This window comes from Peribacillus sp. NPDC006672, from assembly GCF_050274955.1.
GTDB lineage: Bacteria > Bacillota > Bacilli > Bacillales > DSM-1321 > Peribacillus.
Genome location: NZ_JBNNOR010000007.1, coordinates 36257 through 56725, shown reverse-complemented (window position 1 = coordinate 56725; position 20469 = coordinate 36257). Strand labels below are relative to the sequence as shown.

Here is a 20469-nt window from a genome sequence, read left to right as displayed (position 1 = left end):
AATAGGAGGATTTAATTGTCTATGGAAGAACATCTGCGTTCATTAACGACTGAATTACGGAACGAAGATACGGTGAATATCGATAGTTTAAATACGCTGGAAATCATTTCAGCAATCAATAAGGAAGATTTAAAAGTGGCAGCAGCGGTTCAGGAGGTTTTGCCAGAAATAAAAACGGTAGTTGAATGGGCTTGTGAATCGTTAAAAAAAGGTGGGAGACTCATATACATCGGTGCAGGAACGAGCGGAAGACTCGGTGTTCTGGATGCCGTGGAATGTCCACCGACATTCAGTACACCACCTGATAGAGTGTTGGGAATAATCGCAGGAGGGGAAAAGGCGTTTGTTCGAGCCATCGAAGGAGCGGAGGATAAAGAAGAGTTTGGGGAATGTGATTTAATCGACGTGGATCTTACAGCAAATGATACGGTTATTGGCATTGCAGCAAGCGGCCGTACCCCATATGTGAGAGGCGCTTTACGTTATGCAAGAAAAGTTGGGGCTAAAGCGGTGGCATTATCATGCAATAAAAACGCGAGCATCACAGAAGCAGCTGATATAGGGATTGAAGTGGTGGTCGGACCGGAAGTCTTAACAGGGTCCACGAGAATGAAAGCGGCAACCGCACAGAAAATGGTCCTCAATATGATCTCAACGGCTACAATGATCCGGTTGGGAAAAGTCTATGAAAATCTCATGGTTGATGTAAATGTCAGTAATCAAAAACTGAAGGACCGTGCAATTAGCATCATAGAAACTGTAACAAATGCTGACTATAATCATGCTTTGAATATGCTTAAAAAAGCAAATAATCAAGTTAAACCAGCGATAGTCATGATAAAAACGTCAACAGATTATGATAAAGCAATGGAGTTACTAGAAAAAGCGGATGGAGATGTCAGAAAAGCCATTTCGATTTATGAAGATTAAGGAGGGAAGCAATGGCTACAGGAGGATTATCCATCATACAGACGATGTTGAGCAAGCTCCCGCAATCAGAACAAAAACTAGCAGAATATATTCTTCAGAATCCTCATGAAGTTGTGAACAGCACTGTACAGGAATTGAGTACTTCTGCTCAAACAAGCGGGGCTGCTGTTATTAGGTTGTGTAAATCGCTCGGAATAAAAGGGTTTCAAGATTTGAAAATAAGGATTGCCGGAGATTTGATGAAAACTGTTGAACAGGGCTACAGGGATATCGAGCCCTCAGAATCACTGTATCGGATTGTTGAAAAAACAACGAGTAATTCGATTCAGTCCATTCGAGACACATCTGAAATAATCGATCACGACACTCTCAAACAGGCGATAACGTTGATGCTGAACGCTAAAACCGTCCACTTTTGCGGCGTGGGTGCCTCGAATATAGTTGCTGCAGACGCTCAGCAAAAATTACTTCGCATCAATAAAGGGGCAACGGCTTTTACGGATATGCATTTAGTTGCAACCCTGATTGCAAATGCTGATGAAAATGACATCGTTTTTGCCATTTCATTCTCAGGGGAAACTCCTGAAGTTGTCGATATACTGAAGCTTGCTAAAGAACGCGGGGTCAAGACGATCGGGCTGACTCATTTTGGCCAAACAACGGTATCTTCCTTGTGTGACGCCACACTGTATACATCCTTTTCGAATGAAGCACCATTTAGGAGTGCAGCGACATCATCAAGATTGGCGCAGTTATATATGATTGACATTTTGTTTTTGGGGATGGCTTCAGAGCAATATGAAGAGACTGTCCAATATATTGATAACACCAGGTCTGCAATCAAATCGATGACGAATCGTTATAAATGAAATATTACGAGATTTGACAAAGGGGGCTTTTGAATGGGTAAGGGAGATAAGTACGCCAGTTTAGCAGAAGAGTTATTGGGAAAATTAGGCGGGGCATCAAATGTTGCCGATGCTGCACATTGTATGACCAGACTAAGGGTAATGCCAATCGATCGTTCAAAAGTAAACATGGAAGATATAAAAAATACGGAAGGTGTTCTGGGCGTCATTGAAGAGGAAACGATACAAATCGTCCTGGGGCCAGGCGTGGTGAACAAGGTTTATACAGAATTTGAAAAGCTTTTGGAGTCTTACGGCGGTTTGAACTTAAAAGAGGTGGCATCGAAGAACAAATCAGAGAATGATAGAAAAAATGCAAAACCTTTTAAACTTTTTTTACGCAGGATTGCAAGTATTTTCATCCCTTTAATTCCCGCCTTAGTGGCATCTGGTTTGATTACCGGTATAACAAAAGCGACCGTTCAAGCGGGGTGGCTTGCAGCAGAATCGCAATTAGCCATCATATTAACCGTTATCGGATCTGGGTTGTTTGCCTACCTGGGGATTTTGGTTGGGACCAATGCGGCTAAGGAATACGGCGGATCACCTGCACTTGGTGCGCTGGCGGGTATCTTGGTCATCAATCCGGCTGTCGGCGACATATCATTGTTCGGTGAAAATTTGCTCCCTGGACGCGGTGGGTTGATAGGAGTCCTCTTTGCCGCTATTTTCATAGCCTTGGTGGAAAAACAGGTTAGAAAATTCATTCCTCAATCACTGGATATCATTTTGACGCCAACCATCGCTTTACTTTTTACTGGGATTGTCACTTACATTGTTTTTATGCCGCTAGGAGGTTTTTTATCGGATGCCATTACGACAGGGTTATTAAATGTCTTGGATTTCGGCGGTGTAGTGGCTGGATTCGTGCTTGGAGCGACCTTTCTTCCCCTAGTCATTACTGGTTTACATCAAGGTTTAGTGCCTGTCCATCTAGAATTGATCAATTCTATTGGGGATGATCCACTGCTTCCCATCTTGGCAATGGGTGGTGCAGGCCAAGTTGGGGCGGCATTTGCCATCTATATGAAAACGAAGAAAGCGAGTTTAAAGAGAGCAATCGGCGGAGGCCTTCCTTCAGGTCTGCTTGGTATCGGCGAACCCCTTATATTTGGAGTGACTCTGCCATTGGGCCGGCCTTTCTTAACGGCCTGTTTAGGTGCTGGAGTAGGTGGGGCATTCCAAGCACAATTCGGAATTGCGACGTCGTCCATTGGTGTTTCCGGACTGCCGCTTACATTTTTAGTGCATCCAAATCAAATCGGTCTATTCTTGGCTGGGTTGTTCATTTCCTATATAGCAGGATTTATTTTTACGTATTTGTTTGGATTTAATGATGAAATGGCCGTTGAATTCAAATGATCGGAATCTCTTTTTATCTGCAGGACCCACTTGCAGAAGCACAAATCATCCATGCTGCTAACCTAGGAGTGAAGAGGGCCTTTACCTCGCTTCATATACCTGAAGAAAAGGGTGACCTCGTAAAGAGGATGATTAGGCTTTTAAAGCTTTCAGAGTCCTATGGAATGGAAATCCATGCGGATGTCTCATTAAATACGCTTAATCATTTGGGGATTTGTAAATTTACGGATTTAAAGCAATTGGGTATTAAAGGTATTCGTCTTGATGATGGGTTTGATCGAGAAGCTGTTACATCTTTATCCAAGGTGTTTTCCCTCTCACTGAATGCAAGTACGTTGAATGAAGATGATCTTCTAGCCATACTTGGGAGCGGGGTAGAACCGGAAAGTTTGATAGCTTGGCATAACTTTTATCCTAGACGTGAAACGGGCCTTGAGGAAGAATTCTTTCATGAACAAAATCGAATATTCAAGAAATACGGTATACCGATCTTTGCTTTCATCCCGGGTGCTGGAAGTAAACGCCGTCCTCTTCATGATGGTCTTCCTACGCTTGAAAAACACAGGTTAATGAATCCTTACGCTGCCGGTGTTGAGCTATTTCAGCATGTGGACGGCGTTCACGTAGGAGATCAAGGAACCGAGAATAATATGCTTGAGAATCTAACTGCTTATAAAAATCTCAATATTCTTTCTATTAGAATAGAATCCCAACTTTTTGAAGGCGGTCAGTATAAATTAAGGCCAGATGTTTCTCAAGATGTTTTCCGGCTGCAAAATACCCGCGTCACAGCAAATGTCGTGCCGAGTAATACAGTTACACGCAGCCTTGGATCCATAACGATGGACACGGAAGATATCGGGGAGAGATTCAAATTTGCAGGAGAGACTTGGAGGCTAATCACAGAGTCAATGTGATAGGGCGAGTAATAGTTGAAGATATTCCCTTGCTTTCCCTTCTAAAACCTGGTCAATCCATAGAACTGTTAAGTGAAGGGAAATTGAGCTCGAACGATCAATGATACTGGGATGAACGGATATATTACATGAAGGCATGTTAAAGAAGGCGGCTGATGGGATTCCAGATGCTGCCTTGATTTCTTTATAGGATCTATTTAGATCATTTCCACTTCATGGTACTGGATATGGAAGTGTTGCTGCAAGAACTTAAAGGTAAACAAGGGAGGAAGCCTAAATGATAATAAGGATATGTGTCCCCGCTGGAATCGCATTATTCTTGGTAATATCCATTCTGGGAGGGAATGCGGCTGCAAAGGGATTAGAGAACGAAAATTCAGCATCGGATGTTCAGGAAATCGTTGAAAACATGACAGTTGATGAAAAAGTCGGCCAAATGCTCATGCCGGATTTTCGTAATTGGCAAAAACAAGGAGAAGGGAAGGCGACAGGGTTTATTGAAATGAACTCAGAAATTGCAAGCATCATTAAAAAATATCATCTAGGCGGTGTGATTCTGTTCGCTGAGAATGTAGTCGACACCGAACAAACAGTTCGGCTCACGGATGGTTTGCAGATGGCAAGCCCAGACCTTCCGCTGTTCATAACGATTGATCAGGAAGGTGGAATCGTAACCCGCCTTCAAACCGGAACGAACCTTCCAGGTAATATGGCGCTTGGTGCAACCAGAAATGAGAATTACGCTTACCAAACTGGAGAAATCATTGGGAGGGAACTGTCGTCACTTGGCATAAATGTCAATTTTGGGCCGTCTGTCGATGTCAATAATAATCCCGGAAATCCTGTCATTGGCGTTCGTTCCTTCAGTTCTGATCCGGAACTTGTATCAAAGCTGGGCATTCAGACCATAAAAGGATTGCAAAATCAGAACATAATAGCAACGGCCAAGCATTTCCCTGGCCACGGAGATACAGCAGTCGATAGTCATTATGGTCTCCCTCTTGTCTCTCATGATAAAGACCGCTTGCGTTCCATCGAGTTGGTTCCTTTCCAAAAGGCCATCGATGCTGGAGTGGATATGATGATGACTGCACATGTTCAATTCCCTGCATTCGATGACACTACGTATATCAGTAAAAAAGACGGCCAAGAAATTATGGTTCCTGCAACGTTGTCACATAAGGTCATCACGGGTCTATTACGTGAAGAAATGGGTTTTGAAGGTGTTGTGGTTACAGATGCTTTGAATATGAAAGCCATCGCGGACAACTTCGGACAGGAAGAAGCTGTGGTCCTTGCCCTGAAATCTGGAGTGGATATTGCATTGATGCCTGCACAGGTTAATTCGCTCCAAATGGAAAAGAATATAACCACTGTATTCAATGCAGTGAAGGCAGCAGTGGAAAGCGGCGAAATTCCTATAGCTCAAGTCAATCAATCTGTAACGAGGATACTTGAACTGAAAGTGAAAAGAGGGATTTTAAACCCTGATAAAACTCCAATCGATAAAAAGATCAAAACCGCACTTCAAGTGGTCGGGAATGAAGATCATTTGAAAAAAGAAACGGAAATTGCGGAAGATGCCATCACACTATTAAAAAATGAAGGCAGAACCTTGCCTTTCAAACCTAAGAAAAATGAAAAAGTTTTAGTGCTTGCTCCTTTTGATGATCAAGTTGAATCCATGTCAAGGAGCATCCGCGAATTAGCTGATAAAAAGAAAATAAAGAAAGTCCAAATAACGGGTATGAGTTTTTCGGAAAAATCATTTACAGATGAAGTGGCTAGACTTATTGATGAATCAGACTTTGTCATTACTGGTTCCTATATTGTCAAAAATGATCCGACTGTCAATGATGGAGTGATCGATGATAGCGTTCAAGATTCTTCGAAGTGGGCAACAGCCTTCCCAAGAGCGGCCATGAATCATGCTAAGAAGCAAGATAAAGAATTTGTTTTAATGAGTTTAAGAAACCCTTATGATGTTGCAAATTTTGAAGAAGCGAAAGTAGTGCTTGCTGTTTACGGATTTAAAGGTTATTCGAATGGGCGTTATAGACAGCCAAATATTCCGGCAGGCATCTCGACCATTTTTGGAGGATCAAAACCTAAAGGCACTTTGCCGGTCGATATACCATCAGTGACTAAACCCTCTGAAAGCCTTTATAAACTTGGATATGGATTAGATATTAAATCAGGAAAACCCATTAAAAAATAGAGGGGGAAGTAATTTGAAAAGAATGATTATTTTATTTACCATTTGCTTGTTTGCTTTCGGCATCGTTTCGTCAAAAAGTGTGACGGCTGTCAAAGAAAAGAAAAATCAAAAGGTCAGTCCCGGAATTGAAGTCCTTTTAAAAGAAGAAAAGAACGTGTTAAGAGGAAAGAAAGTGGGGTTGATTACGAATCCAACTGGCATCGATTCTAAATTAACTAGCATTGTCGATCTACTTCATGACGATCCGAATATTAATTTGACTGCGTTATTTGGTCCCGAACATGGAGTGCGCGGAGATGCACAAGCTGGTGATAGTGTTGAATATTATATTGATGAAAAAACAGGTTTGCCCGTTTATAGCTTATATGGTAAAACGAAAAAACCGACGCCTGAAATGTTAAAAGATGTTGAGGTCCTTGTCTTTGATATCCAGGATGTCGGAACACGCTATTACACTTATATCTACACGATGGCTTATGCAATGGAATCAGCCAAAGAAAATGATATCCCCTTTATCGTGCTGGACCGGCCGAACCCACAAGGCGGGGAATCGGTAGATGGGCCGGTACTTGAACCTGAATACTCATCTTTTGTTGGTATGTACCCAATACCGCTTAAGCATGGGATGACCGTTGGGGAACTCGCGACTTTGTTCAACAAGGAGTTTAAAATTGGTGCAGATCTAAAGGTCATCAAGATGAAAGGCTGGAAACGAGATATGGATTATGACGATACTGGGCTTCCTTTTGTCTTGCCGTCACCGAACATGCCGACCGTTTCCACTTCATTCGTATATCCCGCTACAGGATTGATCGAGGGAACGAATGTCTCGGAAGGCAGAGGAACGACTAAACCATTCGAACTGATTGGTGCTCCCTATATAAACAGCGATGAACTTGCTGGGAAATTAAATGCGTTACGGTTACCTGGCGCAAAATTCAGGGCCGCCTCATTTACACCTACGTTTTCAAAGCATGCAGGTAAACTCAGCCATGGAGTCGAGATTTATGTTACGGATAGAGCGGAATTCAAGGCTGTTCCTACTGGACTTCATATCATCAAGACCATCCATGATCTATACCCAGATGATTTCGAATTCCTTGCAGCCAACAATTTCAACCTATTGATTGGCAATGGGTGGGTAAAGTCAAGGATTGAAGAAGGTTCATCAGTAAATGAAATCATCAAAGAATATCAAGTAAAGCAGGATGATTTTAAAAAGGTTCGCAAAAATTATTTGCTCTATAAATAAAAGTGAAGAAAAGTCCGGTTGGACTTTTCTTTTTTTATTAACTTTCGATGGAGGAGTAAATTGCTAAGCCTTTTTTCCTGAATATAGACAATTTATAAATGAAATGAAGTTCTAAAATAGAAGGAACCGTTGTCTAATAGAATATAGGGTTTGCCCTAAATCAATATTGTCAGGAGGAAAGCGGGATGAAAAAATATCTTCAAAAAATTGGACGTTCCTTGATGCTGCCAGTAGCCGTGTTGCCGGCAGCCGCCATTTTAATGGGGATCGGTTATTGGATAGATCCAGCAGGATGGGGAGCAGGAAGTCCGTTAGCAGCCTTCTTAATAAAAGCAGGTTCTTCGATCATTGACAATATGGCTATCTTGTTTGCTGTAGGGGTAGCGTTGGGGATGTCGAAAGGAAAAGATGGGGCCGCCGCTTTGAGTGGGCTTGTAGCCTATCTAGTCATAACGACATTGCTTTCCACGGACTCGGTAGCGATGCTGCAGGGAATTGATGCAAAAGATGTAAATCCAGCATTTGAGGAAATAGAAAATGCATTTGTCGGAATTCTCTCGGGGCTTGTAGCTGCAGCTATGTATAATCGGTTCAGTAAGGTCGAGCTGCCGGATGCATTCGCTTTCTTTAGCGGTAAACGACTTGTCCCCATCCTTACTGCTGTTGCCATGTTACTGGTTTCCCTAATATTATTCTTCGTATGGCCACTCATCTACTCCTGGTTAGTTATATTTGGAGAAGGAATAAGTGAAATGGGTGCTGCTGGAGCAGGACTCTATGGATTCTTCAATAGGCTGTTGATACCAACAGGTTTACATCATGCGTTAAACTCCGTTTTCTGGTTCGATGTAATAGGACTTAACGATATCGGCAATTTCTGGGCTGGAACGGGAATAAAAGGAACCACAGGCATGTACCAAGCTGGATTCTTTCCCGTCATGATGTTCGGTTTGCCAGCTGCGGCTCTTGCCATGTACCATTCGGCAAAATCCCAGAAGAAAAAACAAGTGGCATCATTAATGCTCGCTGCAGGTTTCGCTTCGTTTTTTACAGGCGTTACTGAACCATTGGAGTTTGCTTTCATGTTTGTCGCACCTGCCCTTTTTGTGGTGCATGCCTTATTAACCGGAATTTCGTTAGCTATTGCTGCGACTTTCCAATGGACAGCAGGGTTTGGTTTTAGTGCAGGATTCATTGACTTTGTTTTAAGTTCAAGATTGCCGTTGGCAAATGATCCTTATATGCTGCTTCTTCAAGGACTGGTTTTCGCTGTAATCTACTATTTCTTATTCCGCTTCTTGATAAAAAGGTTTAATTTAATGACTCCCGGAAGAGAAGCTGATACAGAAGATGAGCTTGATGGTGGAGGAGCGAATGCACAAGCAGACAGCAGTCTAGACGGGTCTAATCAGAGTAAATTCTTCGGGATGGCTTCTGCAATTTATGAGGGGCTAGGCGGAGACGCTAACGTAATAACTGTAGATAACTGCGTTACCCGTTTAAGAGTGGAGGTGGAGAATATGGGAGCTGTCGATCAGAATAAAATCAAATCAACAGGGGTTGCTGGAATCAATATCGTGGGTCCCCAAAGCATTCAAGTCATCGTAGGGACACAGGTGCAATTCATAGCTGATGAAATTGAAAAGATCCGACGGCAATAGGAAACCGGTTAATGCAACTATTGGTTTATGCTTGTAAATAAGGTGGGTACTCTAATCTACGATCAGTATTGTGCTTTCTCATCTTTTCTGATCGTAGAGTTTTTTATGAAAAAGTACCGTTTTAAACGTACCAATAAATCGACTTTCATTAAATCGATTCCTAATAGTAGATATACCTTTAGACACTTTTCCCTTAAATTAGAATAAAACGAATCGATGTTCTATAATATATTAAGGGTATTGTATTAAAGGATTTGCCATGAAGCTTGGAGAATTAGTAATGAAGCTCGTCCATCATGCAATTGAATGGCTAGGATTTCATCGGAAATTAATGTTTTAGCTGCATACATACACGTCACCGCTTAAAACACGATCGTCTAAGTTTTGGGCAAAGGAAATCTTTTGATTTTTTACTAGTATAGGAGAGGTTCCGGTCATGTATAAACCAAAAACCAAAGAAACTGACAGCAGTGTTATTGAGTTCATTGAGAAGGTCGATAATCTAAAAAAACGTGAAGACGCATATAAATTATTGGATATTTTTACCGAAACGACAGGTCATGAGGCAAAGATGTGGGGACCGAGCATCATTGGTTTCGGTACTTATCATTATAAATATGAATCTGGTCACGAAGGCGATGCCCCTCTAGTTGGCTTTTCACCTCGTAAAGCAAAAATCAGTTTATATTTTACTCCGGGCGACAAAAGAAGAGCAGAATTGTTACAGGCATTTGGAAAACACACCTCCGGAAAAGGATGTGTATACATCAATAAAGTGGCAGATATCGAAATTAATGTTTTGAAAGAATTGATTAATCGGTCTTTCAAGTTTTTGAGAGAAACATATCCGGACAATGATGAAAAATAAAGCATAAGATCAGTTTTATAATTGTTTTAGAGGAACAAGAAAGCGAGAGGGAACGAATGAGAAAAATTAAAGTCGGCATAGTTGGGTATGGATTGTCGGGTGCTACATTTCATGCGCCATTACTAAGTGTTTTAGGGGATTTTCAAATAACGAAAGTAGTCAGCTCCAAAAAGGAAAAAGTCCAAAAAGATTTGAAGGATGTGGAGGTGGTAAGCAGCTTAGACGATATTCTTGAAGATGCGTCCATCGATTTGGCTGTTATTACGACACCGAGTGGTTTACATTATGAAATGGCCAAGCAAAGCTTGTTAGCCGGGAAGCATGTCATCCTGGAAAAGCCGATGGTAGTGGAAGTTTGGGAGGCAGAGGAGCTCATTAAGATTGCCGAGGAAAAGAATCTGCTATTAAGCGTCTATCATAACCGGAGATGGGATAATGACTTTTTGACGGTGAAAAAACTTATTGATGATGGAGTGCTTGGGGAAATCAATACATACCAGGTCCATTATGATCGATTCAGGCCGGTGGTCAGGGATAGATGGAGGGAAAAACCAGGCCCAGGAACAGGTATGCTATTTGACTTAGGATCACATCTGATCGATCAAGCCTTGCATTTGTTTGGTTTGCCGCAATTCGTTTGGGCAGATGTATTTTCACAAAAAGAGAATGCCCAAACGGATGATTATTTCCATGTGATATTAGGATACGAAAAGCTGAGAGTGATATTGCATTCAGGCTCGATCGTACCGGTTAATGGACCGCGGTTTCAAGTGCATGGAAGTAAAGGATCATTTATCAAGTACGGTCTCGATTGCCAAGAGGCGGCGCTAAGTGAGGGGAAAAAACCGGTGGATGGCTCTTGGGGTTCAGATGATCCTGAGTTTTATGGCAAGCTAGTTACCATTGAAGGCGAAAATGAGACATATGAAACCATTGAAACTCTGCCTGGTTCTTATTTAACGTATTACCAGGCAGTTGCCGATAGTATATTGCACGGGAAAAAAGCTCCGGTCACTGCTCAAGAGGGACTATCGGTCATTAAAATCATTGATGCGGCATTCGAAAGCAGTAAAGGGAAAAAAGCAGTGTTTATTAAATGAAATCCATTTTCCCATTATAACAACAATATGAAATGAGAAGAACTGAATGATAAGCGGCCTAATTCTCTTCCAAGAGGAAAAAGGACGCTTTTTATAGCTGTTTACGCACGAAATTGGAGTAAATACTTAAGAGGTTGAAGCGTTACTCGTGAGTTTGTGCCATTTACTCGTGAATTCGAAGCAAATACTCGTGAATTCGAGCTTTCTAGAAGATTTTGACCTGATTACACACGAAATTGAAGCAAATATTTAGGAGATTGAAGCGTTACTCGTGAGTTTGTGCCATTTACTCGTGAAATTGGAGCAAATACTCGTGAGATTCGTACATTTACCCGTGAATTTGAAGCAAATACTCGTGAATATACTGTTTTGCAGGATTTCGATTACAAGCAGAAAGGATATAAAATCATAATGAAAACCCCCGAATAGCGGCAGCTACTCGAGGGATTTGTTAAATGAATAAAATTGATCGTACCTTCTTCAGCCCTAGGATAATGCCTTTGCATGAAGAGATCGCTTTTGCCAAGCCATAGTGATCATCAAAGTGATGAATAAGAGGAAAAGGCCCAACATGAACGGATAGGTAATGTGGACATCATACATCATTCCGGCAAGTGTGGGTCCGAGCACATTTCCGATACTCATATACGCATTATTCATCCCCATTGCAAAGCCCTGCTCATTTCCTGCCATCTTGGAAATCAGTGTGTTAAGAACTGGACGTAAGATGGAGGTGGAAAGGAAGATGATAAGTGAGATTAAAAAGAAAATCAGGTAACTTGAAGCAAAAAGTGATAGGAGGAAACCGATGGCTGCAACACTGATAAAGATATTCAGCACATTCACTTCCCCAAAACGGCGTACAATCCGGTCGACGACAAACAATTGTACAATTACACTGACGATACCTGTGGCTGTAACCATTACAGCGATGTCCTTAGGACTTGAATTGAATTGATTATCAAGATAAAGCCCAATTACAGACTCATATGACATTAATCCAAAGCTCATTACAAGTGTAATGATGAGTGGGATGAAATAGGGCATTTTCACGGATAAGGCAATCTTCCGAACCAACGTTTCAGTTTTTGCATCCATGGATTGAGTAATTTTTGCCGTTTCGCTTTCTTTTAAAACAAAAATGGAAAATACCACTGCTGACAGGGATACAAGCGCAGAAATCAAAAAGGGAAATTTCAAGCCAAAGTCAGCTAAAAATCCTCCAATTCCCGGACCGACTACAATACCTAGGGACATGGCGGCAGATACTAAACTATTGCCTTTAGCGCGCTGATCAAATGTCGTGATGTCAGCTACATAAGCAAATATTGCGGGTATAAGCAAAGCGGCTCCGATCCCACCGATGATACGTGAAGCATACAATAACCAAATGGAATTGACTGCATAAAAAATAAACATGGATAATGTCAAACCGACCAACCCATAAATAATCATTTTTCTGCGCCCAAATTGGTCTGTCCATTTTCCGGCAATTGGTGAAAAGATAAGTTGTGCACCTGCGAAAATGGCAATCATTAGGCCAGCGGCGGTTCCGCCTTGATTAATGGAGGCCAGGTATGCTGGTAAAATGGGAATGATGATACCGAAACTTCCTATTGCTATAAACATATTGATCATTAGGATAATGATCTTTTTACGTTGCTCTGCTGACATGGACAGCCTCTCTCTCTCTCGTTAAAAATCAATAACCATTTTAATTCGTATGGTTAATTTTTTGATACGTTAATTATGTTATAGTTTTATATAGATAGTTGTCAATAAGAAAGGATTGTCAAACATGCATTCAGGTGAATTGTACAATTTACATATTGAAATCAAAGAACTAAGCAGTCTCTCACAGGAATTAGTGGAACCGTTATTGGTAAAATACGATTTAACCTCTGTACAGTATCGCGCATTGCAATTAATAGTCTCAAATGAATCCATGCCTGTTAAATATGTTTCGAATCATTTGAAGATCAAACCTGCAGCAGGAACTGCGCTAATTGACCGGCTCGAACGAAAGAAATTGATTGAGAGGGTACACAGTGAGGATGATCGGCGGGTCGTTTTTATCCAATCAACCGAAAGTGGAAGGGAAACCTATCATTCCATCAATAAGTGTTTCGCCAAAATCTTTCGTGACTTTTATAGCGTCTTAAATGAAGAGGAAACGGAACGGCTTAAACAAATGGTGGGGAAACTGACCGAACACGTGTCGTCTCTCATAGAGAATAAAATATAGTCTTCCTGACATGTCCAGGTTCCTTTATATATAGAAAGAAAAGGCACTATATTAATTTTCATTTTGGTCTAATACATATTAAAGCAGGAATTTCAGTATAACTTCACTGCTTTTAGGGAGTTTATTATCTGAATAACCAATTAATTATTAAGGAGTATCTAAAATGACAGCATTGAAAATAAGGACTATCTTTAGGAAAAAATAGCGGGTATTCATAGGTTACTTTGTAACAATTCGTTTTAATTTTAGGCTTTGTTAAGTAGTATTGTTGTTTTTCAGGTATAAAATATGGGAACGTCCGATTTGGACGTTCCCGTTCTTATTCCATTAAAGCCTACTATAATTGAATAACTGTAAAGCTAATGAAGATTTTTTAAAAGCTGCGTTTCTCTGGCCAAGCTCCTTGCATTTTACTAAGGAATACAATTTGCCCAATATGATATGCATCGTGCATTGCTAAACTCTTCAGTTCAAGCACTAATGGATTATCTCCTGGAATCTGTCTATACAAATCTTCATGTTCTGATTTTGCTAGTATTTTTCCAAGTTCACGATGAACATAAAAGTATTCTTGTTTTGTTTCCTTCCAATTTTCTAACGTCTTAGTTGGTAATCGAAATGTAGAGTCATTATTTTCTGCCTGTGGTTCATTCGCTGTTTTACCAAGAAATCGCATCAGATATCTCTTTTCAAAGAAAAGTAAATGACAAACTAATTCCCAAATAGAATTCATTGCCCCATCAGCTGGTTTCCAAATTGCCTGTTCAAAAGTGATGTCCTCTAGCACTTTTTCAAGTGGTGGAAACCAGTCTTCTTCATCTAAGCAACTTGCCCATTGTTGTAACAAAAGTGTCTTTACATCCATTTTCTATTCCCTCCAATTTAATCCCTTTGGTCAAAATTCATTTGCGTCGTGTTGTAGATAGCTCACTAATTAAGGTATCATGCCAATTCCTTGTTGAATGTTCCGGTATTCGGAAAATTCTGATAACATTAGTTTATCATAAGTTGTTTTAACTGAGAAAGAATTATTTTGGTTATCGCAAAGTTATCTTTTATATGTTTGATGGTGTCTAAGTATTGGAACCAGCTCAAATAATGGTCTAGATATTTAAACGCTCCATCCAGCTCTTTAAACGGCTGTGATAACTATTTATATTCTGGATGTGATAAATCCCTTTAACTCGCTTCCTACCATTTGCTTTAAAGCGATGATGCTCAATTCCTTTTTCTTTGGCATAAGTCATAAACGCCCGCCAAGCATCCGTACATAGAACATTTTGTATTGTTAGCTTGGAACCTGACGCTTCGTCCAAACTCTTTTTTATAATACGCCCTTTTCCTATTGTTTTGGAAAACGTTATCTTTTGGCGGTCTCTGGCTACAAGAACGCATACTTGATCCTTACTTATTCCACTAAACTCCGAACTACCACCGAGTAACCTGGGTTTTCGACATTGAATATTCCGTTTTCCTTTCTCGGAATAGAGGAAATAGGTTTCATCCATTCCTACTATACCTTCGAAAAGTTCAAAATCCATCTGTTTCAATGCAGTTAGAATTTTATGCCTCCAATAAAAAAGCGTCACATAATGAGCACCAATGAGTTTAGCTGATTTCCGAAAGGGAATACCCTTCAATCATATTTACTAGGCATATGAGTTCTGTGAAGAGGAGTGTTCGTCATATCTGTGAATGTTTTACCGCACTCTTTGCAGCGGTATCTTTGACGTTCAATGGTATTGATTGTAGTTTTTACCTGATATTTACCAAAGGGAATGACATTAGTGGATTGACAAGGGGTGCAGGTGTAGCCGTCTTTGTGTTTCTGTTCTGATACATCAGTGAATACAGACTCTGTTTCTCCCGCACTCCCTAATGAGTTTGTGAAGAACTCATTCAATCGCTGCTGGTCTCTTTGGCTAAGATTTCTGATTTGGTTAATTATGTCCGCTAACGTCATTAAAACTCACTCGCTCTCAGTAAATTTAGTTCATTGTTGAACAACTGTTCGAGCAAATCAAATAACAACATTATTCTTTAACAAAGTCTAATTTTAAGGACTTATTGGGCATTCCCTTAATTGATCACACTATATGGGGAAATTTATTGGATTGGCACATGGATAAATAATTTATCATTTTTTAAAAAGTGATTCTGTAAATCAAACATTATAACGTTACATTGATTAGTTCAGGGGAATATGATAATCTATTTATGTAAAGAAAATTAAATGAATTCGCACAATTAAGAAATCGTATATAAAGTTACTTGCACTCGATAGGATGTACCGAAAAGGATGAGGGAAATGACAGGTAGTTTAATTCTGAAAAATGTAAAGATGTTAGACGGAACTGCAGCAGATATCATACTGGAAAATGGGGCGATTAAAGAAATCGCTTTGCCCGGAACTGCATCTGGAGATGAAATAATAGATTATGATCACAAAGTTTTTGTTTCCAGCGGATGGATTGATATGCATGTACATGCTTTCCCGGAATTCGACCCTTATGGTGATGACGTTGATGAGATTGGATACAAAACTGGTGTAACAACGGTCATTGATGCGGGAAGTACCGGGGCAGATAGAATATCAGATCTGGTTAGCAGCTGTGAAAATTCCAAAACGAATGTTTTTGCATTTCTGAATATTTCGCGGATTGGATTGAAAAGGATTGATGAGTTATCGGATATCTCTTGGCTGGACGAGGGGGAATTAAGGAAGGCAATTTCTAAGTACGGGGATTTTATCGTTGGACTTAAAGCGAGAATAAGTAATAGTGTGGTTGGTCCAAATGGTATCGAGCCATTGAAAATCGCCAGGAAGTTCTCGGCTGAAACTGGTTTACCTTTGATGGTTCATATCGGTTCAGGGCCACCTGAAATAAAGGAAGTCCTTGATTTACTTGAGGAAAAAGACATTATTACACATTTCTTAAATGGTAAAGCGAATAATTTATTTGATGAAAGAGAAGAGCCACTGCCTGAGCTCAGTAAAGCGATTGAACGTGGTGTTCATTTGGATGTCGGTCATGGAACGGCAAGCTTTTCTTTTCAGACTGCAGAAACTGCGAAAAAACGGGGAATCTGCTTCAATACGATCAGTACGGATATATACCGGAGAAACAGAGAGAATGGGCCTGTTTTTCATATGGCAAATGTGCTTACAAAATTTTTGTACCTTGGTTATCCATTAAAAGAGGTAATAGATGCAGTTACGGTTAACGCGGCTGCTTGGTTGCATAAGCCAGAGCTAGGTAGGATTTCAACTGGGGATATTGCGAACTTAACCTTATTCTCAATCGAGAATGAGCCGACCCTTTTATGGGATTCCGATGGCGAAAAAAGAATGGCAGAAAAAAGAGTTGTCGTAAAAGGAGTGGTTATAAATGGAGAGTTCATTGAATGCTAAATACGGTTTGAAAAGAGTCATCAATGCAAGCGGAAGAATGAGCATATTGGGGGTTTCTGCCCCAACTGACACAGTGATGGACGCGATGAAAAAAGGTGGACAAAATTATGTTGAAATTTCTGATTTAGTCGATAAGTCAGGACAGCATATAGCGAATTTGCTTCATTCTGAAGCTGCGGTCGTCGTAAACTCGGCATCAAGCGGAATTGCCCTTTCAGTAGCGGCGATCGTTACTGAAGGAAACAGAAGGAAAAGCGAAAGGCTTCATCAAGAACCGATTCAAAGGAATGAAATCATCATGCTAAAAGGTCATAACGTACAGTATGGTGCACCGGTTGAAACCATGATTTACCTGGGTGGCGGAAAATTGGTTGAAGTTGGGTATGCAAACGAAGGGAAGGCGGAACATATAGCGGAAGCCATTAATGAAAATACTTCTGCCATTTTATTCGTGAAATCTCATCATGCTGTTCAGAAAAATATGATATCGGTCGAAGAAGCATGGGAAGTGGCCAAAACGAATAATATCCCCCTGATTGTCGATGCGGCAGCCGAGGAAGACTTGGAGAAATATGTACAATTTGCCGACTTGGCGATTTATAGTGGATCAAAAGCCATTGAAGGACCCACATCCGGGATCGTTGCGGGCAGAAAAAAATATATCGAATGGTTAAAGGTTCAATTGCACTGCATCGGAAGGAGCATGAAGGTCGGTAAGGAAACCACCTTTGGGCTGCTTCAGGCATTGGATGAGTATTTTGTCAAACAGGATAATAGTGAAAGAGAGAAAGCTAGTTTACAAGTTCTCAAGACACTTGACTCAATTGATGGCGTAAAAGTAACGATCGTACAGGATGAAGCCGGTCGTGCCATATATAGAGCACGTATTTCCATTGACCCTTTGATAACGGAAACAACGGCAAAGGAAGTTAACGATCGGCTCAGAAATGGGGATATTGCCATTTATACACGTGATTATGGTATACGGCAAGGCTTTTTCGATATAGACCCCCGTCCATTTCAAGGTGATGATATAAACGTCATTGAAGCTCAATTAAGAACCATTTTAGGAGGAAACCAAGGATGACTAACATAAACAAACGGTTTTTGAATGATCGTGTAGCCTTAAATGTACTTGCCAATAGAGTGGAAAATGCAGTGGAAGTCTTTGAAGCGGCGGAAGGCCATGTATTGGTTGGCGTTCTTTCAAAGGATTATCCAACAGTTGAAGCTGGTGTTAAAGCAATGAAAGAGTACGGGGAAGTCATTGATGAGGCCGTTTCAATTGGATTGGGCGCGGGCGATAATAGACAGGCAGCAGTTGTCGCAGAAATTGCAAAATACTACCCAGGCAGTCATATTAATCAGGTTTTTCCGGCTGTAGGTGCTACAAGGGCAAATTTAGGTGAGAAGGGTAGCTGGATAAATTCACTTGTTTCTCCAACGGGGAAAGTCGGTTATGTAAATATTTCAACTGGTCCAGTAAGTGCAGGTGCAAGTGAAACTGCCATTGTCCCTATCAAATCTGCCATCGCACTGGTTCGCGATATGGGAGGAAATGCATTGAAATACTTCCCGATGAAAGGCCTGAAGCATGAAGATGAGTATCGTGCAGTTGCAAAAGCTTGTGGTGAAGAGGGATTTGCTTTAGAACCAACAGGTGGAATCGATTTAAATAATTTCGAGACCATTCTGGAGATAGCATTGGAAGCAAAAGTGCCTAAAATCATTCCCCATATCTATTCTTCCATCATCGATGAAGAGACTGGAAAAACGAATGCGGAGGATGTTCGGAAATTATTAGCCATAACAAAAAAATTGGTTGAAAAACATGCCTAAAAGGATTGTGGCATTCGGGGAAGTAATGATGCGTTTGCAGGTACCAGGGTATGAATTGCTTTCACAGGCTAACACTTTGCAATACTCCTTTTCAGGCACGGGGGTAAACGTTGCTTCTGCGATGACAAAGCTTGGACATGATGGATATCTCGTGACAAAATTACCGGATAACCCCCTTGGGGATTCAGCGGTTTCAGCTTTACAGCGCTTAGGAGTTGGAAGGAACTTCATCTCTAGAGGTGGCAAATACATGGGGATGTACTTTTTGGAAAATGGATTTGGACAGCGGGCGAGCCGTGTCACATATTCCAATCGACTGGAAAGCAGTTTTAATACAGCATCCATATCCGATTATGATATGGATTTGATTTCAGAAAATACAGATATCCTCCATTTTTGCGGAATCACGCTTGCAATGGGGGAAAATGTACGGGAAAGCATGAAGGTGCTGGCTAGAAAAGTAAAAGAAAAAGGCGGTACAGTCTGTTTCGATTGCAATTACCGCCCCTCTTTATGGAAGGGAGGCTACGCTGACGCAAAGCCTCATTATGAAGCAATGCTTTCTTTGGCCGATATCGTCATGATGAATGAAAAAGATGCCCTATATATTTTAGGAATGAAGTCAGAATGCTCTACAAGAGAAGAACAGCTTGATGAGCTAATCCCTTACGTTGCCAGGAAATTCAATATTCAATCGATAGCAGGGACACATCGTTCGATCAACAGTGATAATACCCATACATTGAGGGGATATATGTACAAGGAAGAAACATTTTACTTTTCCGATATTCTATCATTTTCCGTATATGATAGAATTGGTTCAGGCGATGCTTATACCAGCGGGATCTTACATGGCGAATTGCTGGGATTTCCCCCTGAAAAGACAGTTCGGTTTGCGGCTGTATCAGGAATGCTGGCGTGTACTGTCGTTGGGGATACTCCTTTGGTAACGGAAAAGGAGATACTCTCGGCCATGGAAGGTAAAATGGAAGATATAAAGAGATAAAGGCAGGAGATTAGGGATGAATGTGAACAGAAAGAATGGACCGATGTATTTACAGATAAAAGAAATAATGAAGGATCGTATTTTACATGGTGTTTATGCCATCGACACAAACATTCCCTCCGAGCCTCTATTGGAAGAAGAATTTAATGTAAGTAAGGTCACTGTCCGTAATGCAATCAAAGAACTCGTGCAAGAGGGGTATGTTGAAAAGAAAAGCGGCAAAGGCACCAGAGTCATAGCTAATGGTTCGATTGTCAAACTTTCTAAAGGAAAGCGTTTCACAGAGCTTTTGGTGGAGGAAGGGCACTTCATTTTAAAAAAGGTGTTAAACATAAGTCAAGTTGACCTTTCTTCAGACGCTAAGCTTCATTCTTTATTTGGTGACCATTGCACAAGAATCGAACGAATATATTTATTGGACAATGAGCCTTATATTTACTTTACACATTATGTTTCACTTAATTTAAACCAAGAAGAGATAAAAGAGGTCCAAATCAATTCTTTGTACCGATTTTTGGAAGAGCAAAACGTCAAACTTGAAATATTCAGAGATGAGTTTGCCGTTGACATCGCACCTGATCACATTTGCAAAACACTGAAAATCGAAAACAATAGTCCAGTATTAAAAAGGATTCGGATTTCCAGTGATGGGGACGGAAATGTTATGGAATACAGTGAAGGGTATTACAACACGGATAAACAGAACTACATTGTGACATATAACGAGCCGGTACAATAATCTTATTTATTG

18 protein-coding genes and 1 pseudogene are annotated in these 20469 nt (G+C 40.7%); 16 read left to right on the top strand and 3 right to left on the bottom strand.

Features of this window, described 5'->3' with window-relative positions:
* The first annotated feature begins 21 nt into the window (after positions 1-21).
* The 10 genes from murQ to ACQKKK_RS12890 all read left to right on the top strand — a co-directional run bounded on the left by murQ (position 22) and on the right by ACQKKK_RS12890 (position 11216).
* Positions 22-930 (top strand): N-acetylmuramic acid 6-phosphate etherase, encoded by a 909-nt coding sequence (gene murQ, locus ACQKKK_RS12935; protein WP_427616768.1) that lies wholly within the window; start codon positions 22-24, stop codon positions 928-930.
* Positions 931-941: 11 nt separating this feature from the next.
* Positions 942-1799 carry a MurR/RpiR family transcriptional regulator gene (locus tag ACQKKK_RS12930; protein WP_427616557.1) on the top strand — a complete coding sequence of 286 codons (858 nt, stop codon included), beginning with the start codon at positions 942-944 and terminating at the stop codon, positions 1797-1799.
* A 33-nt stretch (positions 1800-1832) separates the two neighbouring features.
* On the top strand, positions 1833-3200 hold the full coding sequence (locus ACQKKK_RS12925) for a PTS transporter subunit EIIC (protein ID WP_427616556.1): 1368 nt from the start codon (positions 1833-1835) through the stop codon (positions 3198-3200).
* Positions 3197-4117 (top strand): MupG family TIM beta-alpha barrel fold protein, encoded by a 921-nt coding sequence (locus ACQKKK_RS12920; protein ID WP_427616555.1) that lies wholly within the window; start codon positions 3197-3199, stop codon positions 4115-4117. Before ACQKKK_RS12925 ends, ACQKKK_RS12920 begins: the two co-directional genes overlap by 4 nt.
* Entirely contained in the window at positions 4090-4221 is a 132-nt protein-coding gene (locus ACQKKK_RS12915; RefSeq protein WP_427616554.1) for a phospho-sugar glycosidase domain-containing protein, read from the top strand. The genes ACQKKK_RS12920 and ACQKKK_RS12915 overlap by 28 nt, the downstream gene beginning before the upstream one ends.
* 173 nt (positions 4222-4394) lie before the next feature.
* A complete protein-coding gene (locus tag ACQKKK_RS12910) occupies positions 4395-6335 on the top strand; it encodes a glycoside hydrolase family 3 N-terminal domain-containing protein (RefSeq protein ID WP_427616553.1) in 1941 nt (646 codons plus the stop codon).
* Positions 6336-6348: 13 nt separating this feature from the next.
* Entirely contained in the window at positions 6349-7587 is a 1239-nt protein-coding gene (locus ACQKKK_RS12905) for an exo-beta-N-acetylmuramidase NamZ family protein (RefSeq protein WP_427616552.1), read from the top strand.
* Positions 7588-7772: 185 nt separating this feature from the next.
* Positions 7773-9248: an N-acetylglucosamine-specific PTS transporter subunit IIBC gene (gene nagE, locus ACQKKK_RS12900; RefSeq protein WP_427616551.1), complete on the top strand. Its 1476-nt coding sequence runs from the start codon at positions 7773-7775 to the stop codon at positions 9246-9248.
* A 436-nt stretch (positions 9249-9684) separates the two neighbouring features.
* A complete protein-coding gene (locus tag ACQKKK_RS12895; RefSeq protein WP_427616550.1) occupies positions 9685-10116 on the top strand; it encodes a DUF1801 domain-containing protein in 432 nt (143 codons plus the stop codon).
* A 56-nt stretch (positions 10117-10172) separates the two neighbouring features.
* Positions 10173-11216 carry an oxidoreductase gene (locus ACQKKK_RS12890; RefSeq protein ID WP_427616549.1) on the top strand — a complete coding sequence of 348 codons (1044 nt, stop codon included), beginning with the start codon at positions 10173-10175 and terminating at the stop codon, positions 11214-11216.
* Positions 11217-11702: 486 nt separating this feature from the next.
* Here ACQKKK_RS12890 and ACQKKK_RS12885 read toward each other — a convergent pair whose 3' ends face one another.
* Positions 11703-12890: an MFS transporter gene (locus tag ACQKKK_RS12885; RefSeq protein ID WP_427616548.1), complete on the bottom strand. Its 1188-nt coding sequence runs from the start codon at positions 12888-12890 to the stop codon at positions 11703-11705.
* A 124-nt stretch (positions 12891-13014) separates the two neighbouring features.
* Between ACQKKK_RS12885 and ACQKKK_RS12880 the strand changes: the two genes are divergently transcribed.
* A complete protein-coding gene (locus ACQKKK_RS12880; RefSeq protein ID WP_427616547.1) occupies positions 13015-13461 on the top strand; it encodes a MarR family winged helix-turn-helix transcriptional regulator in 447 nt (148 codons plus the stop codon).
* A gap of 373 nt (positions 13462-13834) precedes the next feature.
* Here the strand turns inward: ACQKKK_RS12880 and ACQKKK_RS12875 are convergent, their stop codons facing one another.
* Positions 13835-14326 (bottom strand): DinB family protein, encoded by a 492-nt coding sequence (locus tag ACQKKK_RS12875; RefSeq protein WP_427616546.1) that lies wholly within the window; start codon positions 14324-14326, stop codon positions 13835-13837.
* A gap of 69 nt (positions 14327-14395) precedes the next feature.
* A pseudogene (locus tag ACQKKK_RS12870) lies at positions 14396-15424 on the bottom strand (IS1595 family transposase).
* A 345-nt stretch (positions 15425-15769) separates the two neighbouring features.
* On the opposite strand from ACQKKK_RS12870, the gene ACQKKK_RS12865 reads away from it, so the two are divergent.
* Genes ACQKKK_RS12865 through ACQKKK_RS12845 form a run of 5 tightly spaced genes read left to right on the top strand, consistent with a single transcriptional unit; the run spans position 15770 to position 20457 of the window.
* Positions 15770-16873 carry an amidohydrolase/deacetylase family metallohydrolase gene (locus ACQKKK_RS12865; protein ID WP_427616545.1) on the top strand — a complete coding sequence of 368 codons (1104 nt, stop codon included), beginning with the start codon at positions 15770-15772 and terminating at the stop codon, positions 16871-16873.
* A complete protein-coding gene (locus ACQKKK_RS12860) occupies positions 16851-17960 on the top strand; it encodes a DgaE family pyridoxal phosphate-dependent ammonia lyase (RefSeq protein WP_427616544.1) in 1110 nt (369 codons plus the stop codon). The genes ACQKKK_RS12865 and ACQKKK_RS12860 overlap by 23 nt, the downstream gene beginning before the upstream one ends.
* Positions 17957-18712 carry a 2-dehydro-3-deoxy-phosphogluconate aldolase gene (gene dagF, locus ACQKKK_RS12855; RefSeq protein ID WP_427616543.1) on the top strand — a complete coding sequence of 252 codons (756 nt, stop codon included), beginning with the start codon at positions 17957-17959 and terminating at the stop codon, positions 18710-18712. Before ACQKKK_RS12860 ends, dagF begins: the two co-directional genes overlap by 4 nt.
* Complete coding sequence (locus tag ACQKKK_RS12850) at positions 18705-19718, top strand: sugar kinase (protein ID WP_427616542.1); 1014 nt, start codon at positions 18705-18707, stop codon at positions 19716-19718. The genes dagF and ACQKKK_RS12850 overlap by 8 nt, the downstream gene beginning before the upstream one ends.
* A 16-nt stretch (positions 19719-19734) precedes the next feature.
* On the top strand, positions 19735-20457 hold the full coding sequence (locus tag ACQKKK_RS12845; RefSeq protein WP_427616541.1) for a GntR family transcriptional regulator: 723 nt from the start codon (positions 19735-19737) through the stop codon (positions 20455-20457).
* The last annotated feature ends 12 nt before the right edge of the window (positions 20458-20469 follow it).

Excerpts from the sequence above, each read along its gene's own strand:
- ACQKKK_RS12860 (WP_427616544.1), top strand. The coding sequence starts at position 16,851 with ATGGAGAGTTCATTGAATGCTAAATACGGTTTGAAAAGAGTCATCAAT.
- ACQKKK_RS12930 (WP_427616557.1), top strand. The coding sequence starts at position 942 with ATGGCTACAGGAGGATTATCCATCATACAGACGATGTTGAGCAAGCTC.
- ACQKKK_RS12925 (WP_427616556.1), top strand. The coding sequence starts at position 1,833 with ATGGGTAAGGGAGATAAGTACGCCAGTTTAGCAGAAGAGTTATTGGGA.
- ACQKKK_RS12880 (WP_427616547.1), top strand. The coding sequence starts at position 13,015 with ATGCATTCAGGTGAATTGTACAATTTACATATTGAAATCAAAGAACTA.
- ACQKKK_RS12890 (WP_427616549.1), top strand. The coding sequence starts at position 10,173 with ATGAGAAAAATTAAAGTCGGCATAGTTGGGTATGGATTGTCGGGTGCT.
- ACQKKK_RS12865 (WP_427616545.1), top strand. The coding sequence starts at position 15,770 with ATGACAGGTAGTTTAATTCTGAAAAATGTAAAGATGTTAGACGGAACT.
- ACQKKK_RS12845 (WP_427616541.1), top strand. The coding sequence starts at position 19,735 with ATGAATGTGAACAGAAAGAATGGACCGATGTATTTACAGATAAAAGAA.
- ACQKKK_RS12875 (WP_427616546.1), bottom strand. The coding sequence starts at position 14,326 with ATGGATGTAAAGACACTTTTGTTACAACAATGGGCAAGTTGCTTAGAT.
- dagF (WP_427616543.1), top strand. The coding sequence starts at position 17,957 with ATGACTAACATAAACAAACGGTTTTTGAATGATCGTGTAGCCTTAAAT.
- ACQKKK_RS12850 (WP_427616542.1), top strand. The coding sequence starts at position 18,705 with ATGCCTAAAAGGATTGTGGCATTCGGGGAAGTAATGATGCGTTTGCAG.
- murQ (WP_427616768.1), top strand. The coding sequence starts at position 22 with ATGGAAGAACATCTGCGTTCATTAACGACTGAATTACGGAACGAAGAT.
- ACQKKK_RS12885 (WP_427616548.1), bottom strand. The coding sequence starts at position 12,890 with ATGTCAGCAGAGCAACGTAAAAAGATCATTATCCTAATGATCAATATG.
- ACQKKK_RS12920 (WP_427616555.1), top strand. The coding sequence starts at position 3,197 with ATGATCGGAATCTCTTTTTATCTGCAGGACCCACTTGCAGAAGCACAA.
- ACQKKK_RS12895 (WP_427616550.1), top strand. The coding sequence starts at position 9,685 with ATGTATAAACCAAAAACCAAAGAAACTGACAGCAGTGTTATTGAGTTC.
- nagE (WP_427616551.1), top strand. The coding sequence starts at position 7,773 with ATGAAAAAATATCTTCAAAAAATTGGACGTTCCTTGATGCTGCCAGTA.
- ACQKKK_RS12910 (WP_427616553.1), top strand. The coding sequence starts at position 4,395 with ATGATAATAAGGATATGTGTCCCCGCTGGAATCGCATTATTCTTGGTA.